General features: G+C 37.6%; 3 protein-coding genes. 2 read left to right on the top strand and 1 reads right to left on the bottom strand.

Translation table 11 applies throughout. The features are described from left to right. Positions 1 to 35 precede the first annotated feature (35 nt). On the bottom strand, positions 36 to 164 hold the full coding sequence (gene yhfH / locus AC1DJR_RS29385; protein ID WP_000567010.1) for a protein YhfH: 129 nt from the start codon (positions 162 to 164) through the stop codon (positions 36 to 38). Positions 165 to 366: 202 nt separating this feature from the next. Between yhfH and AC1DJR_RS29380 the strand changes: the two genes are divergently transcribed. After that, positions 367 to 1,101, top strand: coding sequence for an MBL fold metallo-hydrolase (locus AC1DJR_RS29380; RefSeq protein ID WP_429687827.1), 735 nt, complete (start codon positions 367 to 369; stop codon positions 1,099 to 1,101). 9 nt (positions 1,102 to 1,110) lie between these two features. Then, a partial coding sequence (locus AC1DJR_RS29375) for a lipoate--protein ligase family protein (protein ID WP_477004186.1) occupies positions 1,111 to 1,542 on the top strand: 432 nt, incomplete at its 3' end.

The following is a 1,542-nucleotide window of genomic DNA, read 5'->3' as shown; positions in this document are numbered from 1 at the left end:
CTATGTCTGCTAGGTTTTTTTATGTTCACAAACTACTATTCTTCGTGAACGCAATCGTCACATTTGTTATGGTATGCTTCGTGCTGCTCATCAATTTCTTTCCCGCAGTGTGCACAAGTTTTCGTCGGTAAATTTCTGAAAAACTCCATTGGTTGATCGATCATGTCAATCCCTCCATTTCCATTTCTTACTATCATTGTATTAGTACAAAAAACAAAAGTCAACAACTGTTTTATAACAAAGKTGAAAATTAATGAAAAAGTTTAGGAAATGGATTATAGTTAACAATGTAGGATGTAAGTAAAAAACTTTCTCAAGTACGGAGAAAAACGCATTCCTACTCGGTTTTAGAAAGGATGGATACATATGAAAATGACTGTTGTCGGCTTTTGGGGCGGCTTTCCAGAAGCGGGAGAAGCAACGTCGGGGTACTTGTTTGAACACGATGGTTTTCGTTTACTTGTAGACTGTGGTAGTGGTGTACTAGCACAGCTTCAAAAATATATAACACCATCTCATATAGATGCAGTTGTACTGTCGCACTATCATCACGATCATGTTGCAGACATTGGGGTGTTGCAATATGCGAGATTAATTATGAGCGGGGCGAAGGGACAACTACGAGAGTTACCAATATACGGTCATTCGTTTGATGAGAATGGATTTAATTCTTTAACGCATGCACCGCATACGAAAGGAATCGCGTACAATCCAGAAGAAACACTTCAAATTGGACCGTTTTCGATTTCTTTCTTAAAAACTGTTCATCCTGTTACATGCTTTGCGATGCGTATTACAGCTGGCGATGACGCTGTAGTATATAGTGCTGATTCCAGCTATATTCCTGAATTTATTCCGTTCACAAAAAACGTTGATCTTTTCATTTGTGAATGTAATATGTATGCACATCAAGAGGCTGCAAAAGCAGGGCATATGAATAGTACAGAAGTAGCAAGTATTGCGAAAACTGCGAATGTAAAAGAACTTTTATTAACGCACTTACCACATACAGGCAATCCATCTGATTTAGTAACAGAAGCAAAACAAATTTTCAGTGGCCATATTACGCTAGCGCATAGTGGCTACATTTGGAACTCATGAGGTGATACGATGTTATTTATTGATAATAAAGGGATTACAGATCCTAGAATAAACTTAGCAATTGAAGAATATTGTGTGAAGAATTTAGATATTAACGAAACATATTTACTGTTCTACATTAACAAACCTTCGATTATCATTGGTAAAAACCAAAACACAGTAGAAGAAATTAATGCAGATTACGTAAAAGAACAAGGTATTCACGTCGTTCGTCGTCTATCAGGCGGAGGCGCAGTATATCATGATTTAGGAAACTTAAACTTCAGCTTTATTACGAAAGATGACGGGGACAGTTTCAGCAACTTCAAAAAGTTCACAGAGCCTGTAACGAAAGCGCTTGGTAAATTAGGCGTAAATGCAGAACTAAGTGGTCGTAACGACATTTTAGCTGAAGGTAGAAAAATTTCAGGTAACGCGCAGTTTTCAACGAAAGGTCGTATG

The organism is Bacillus sp. 05T31 (genome assembly GCF_056396725.1).
Note: the sequence above shows the minus strand (reverse complement) of the source record. Positions and strands in the feature narration are given on the sequence as shown.